Genomic DNA, 2835 nt, shown 5'->3' on the forward strand with positions numbered 1-2835 from the left:
GTACCGGTTCCCATACCTTAACTCATCGGACTAAAGTCGCGTTTCTTTAATTTTTGATTTTTAAAAGTGATATGATAGTATCAAAAAAAAACAAACTGAGTTCGGCGATAATCCTTTAAGACTTATTTCAAAACCTTGTATTCCACTATGAGACTTCAAGATAAGCTACAAATAGACTAACTTTTAAACAGTTCAAAAAAAAATACATTTCCAAAATTTCTTTTTTTTTATAATAAAAAAATATGCTATGTCTGCCGCCAAACGGGGGTTTTATGTTTTCATTTGGGGGTAAACAATGGTTTACTATTATTTTTTGATACCGTTCCAAATGTGTTGGGATTTTAAAATCTAGTTTTCAACAGTCACTCCTAAAAATGATAATTTAATATTTGCATTGGTACCCATCTTTTCTTGCCAATGAGCTTCCCAGAAGTGTTTTGTTGAGCTGAGTTGAAGTAATATTAATCGAGTCATTTTTTCTGCACCTTGATCTGACCACTTGTATCCCATTCTTTTAATTCGTCGTTTAATTTCTCGCATCATTCTTTCAACGAGTGAAGTAACCTTTGGATTTGAAATCCCAGTCTTTAACCAGTTATCAATGTAGGTAAAAAGCTGTGACTTTGCATTTTCAACGAACCCCTTTGCTTTCGAGTACCCAAGAGAGTGAAGTTCATTGATGAAATCATCGATAGCTTCTTTCATAGACTTGAGCTTAATTTCAATTTTAAGTTTATCTTCAAGTGATTTCAATGGATCGGCATCGACTTCAGGCAAATCTAGATAAAGTAGTTCGTTAAGTTCTTCTGAAATCTTTATTGCTTCGTCTTTTTGGACAATATCTTTGTATCGCAGAAGTGGTGTCAGTTCGTGAGTCATGTGAAATAAGCATCGCTGGTGGCTTTCCGCAAGCTTCTTAAGCTGACGAACAATTTCCTCTTCGCCGTCAGTAATTAATGTACCTGCGATTGGTTTGAACTTTATTTTATCTGATGGATGATTTTTGTTTTTAATAAGTTTTCCGATGTCTTTCCAAGAAGCTCTTGTCCAGGCGCCAAACGGAATGACTTCGCCGTTTTTATTGTAGCCAATCAGTACCTTGATGCTGCCTTTATTGGTCTCAAACTCGTTATCTTTAGATCGTTTAAAGCCAGTGCCGTCAGCTATTAATAAATCAACTCTCTTTTTCTGATTGATATTCACAGAATCGGTATCCCAAAACCAGCGATGCAAGGTTGAGTGTGCGGTGCTAAACCCCATCGTATCATTCAAGTTCTTTGCAGATCGTCGAAAGCTTTGATTGGTCACTGTTTCCAATGATAATTTTTCAAATTCCCGGGACTTTCGAGAATACTTATCCAAATCAAACAACTGCGCCATCGGATTAAATGTTTTTTTGCAAGACAAACACAACAGCCTTGTCAGCACCAAGTTCACTTCACCAATAGAGGTCTTCAGTTTCCGGTCTGATTTAGAGTGAAAATGGTGTTTGTCTTTTCCGCAGTGTGGGCACTCAACACCTGATTTTATCAAGAGTGATTCAATCAACATAACAAGTGCTTTTACGAACCCAGGAACACCCTCGGTATCAAATAGATTTTTAACTGCTACAATCAGCTGCGAAAACGAAAAATCTTTCAGCGAAATTTCTGAGCCAAAAACAAGAGAAATTTTATTTGAAATTACTGTGTGAGTTCCAGACATAAAAAGTCCTCCTTGCCATCCTCGCCACTTAAGTGGAAAATCAAAGCAAAGAAGCCAATAACTGTGCTTTGATTGCAAAAAACTTTGTTCGAAAAATCAAAAAAAATCGCACTGTCTATTATTTTGACGGTGACTGTCAGCGGCTCAAATCGAGATCGTTTAGACACCTATTTGCCTTCTATTCATATTTAAATCGATTCTATCATGGAATGAAACCTGCTCTAACTTAAACCTGTAAAGACCGTTTCAGTTGAATAATGGTAAATTAATCCCACAACATTTGGAACGGTATCCAGAAAGGAAAATTGTGGTTTCTTTAAAAAACAATCAATTTATCCTGATGATTCTAAGTCCTATTTTACTCCTAGCCCCTCATTTCACGCCAGGCATGACATGTATAAATGCATTACCTGAATTTGAATTTTCAGAAGAAACAATAGCTTCAGATTTCACCCAAAAAGGCATTAGTATTTATTCTCCACCTACATCTGATGGCAAATTTCCTTGTGGTATGACTAAATTTGAATACTCAGCAATCAGATATTACACAGGTCATGGGTATGGAGCAATTAATACAGCATTAAGAAGTCAAAACAAAGACACTTATGAAAAATACCAAATGCTTTCAAAAGTTACAAACAGAGGTTTATATAAAATTAAACCTTATATAGGTTTTGTTAGAAGAGGTACCTACCTACCTGAAGCTGAGGTTATTAATCACTCACTTGTTGGAAGAATTGTTAAGTACTTTGCTTTTACAAGTACTTCTAGCTCCGCCGGATGGAGCGCCAACAATCGATTTATTATTTATTCAAAAACCTGCAGAAATGTGGCTCCAATATCTCTTCACCCAAATGAAAATGAAGTCCTTTGTCCCGCTGGTTTAGAGTTTAGAATTTTAAGACTTAAAACAAATGGAAGTTCAAATATCAGCCAGAATGTTTTTATAATGGAAGAAGTTGATAATGAAGAACTCTTCATTGATCCTTAATAAATTAAAAACCAAGACTGAACAGGAGTTTATATGAAATTTCATCTTTATTTTTTATGCTCAATTATTAATTTAATCTATGTGTCTATTTCCACAGCTCAAACATGTAACTTAGGTTCTACGACAGAAAGACTTAACTC

The 2835-nt window shown here is 35.3% G+C and carries 2 protein-coding genes; one reads left to right on the forward strand and one right to left on the reverse strand.

The genetic code is table 11. From position 1 onward, the window contains the following. Positions 1-348: 348 nt before the first annotated feature. Positions 349-1782 (reverse strand): hypothetical protein, encoded by a 1434-nt coding sequence (locus L6Q46_RS13710; RefSeq protein WP_291284780.1) that lies wholly within the window; start codon positions 1780-1782, stop codon positions 349-351. Between the two features lie 172 nt (positions 1783-1954). Between L6Q46_RS13710 and L6Q46_RS13715 the strand changes: the two genes are divergently transcribed. Further along, the gene (locus L6Q46_RS13715) at positions 1955-2695 is read left to right on the forward strand and encodes an ADP-ribosyltransferase (protein WP_291284781.1); all 741 of its coding nucleotides are present in this window, start codon (positions 1955-1957) and stop codon (positions 2693-2695) included. The last annotated feature ends 140 nt before the right edge of the window (positions 2696-2835 follow it).

Source organism: Flavobacterium sp., from assembly GCF_023151265.1.
In the GTDB taxonomy this organism is placed as follows: domain Bacteria; phylum Bacteroidota; class Bacteroidia; order Flavobacteriales; family Flavobacteriaceae; genus Flavobacterium.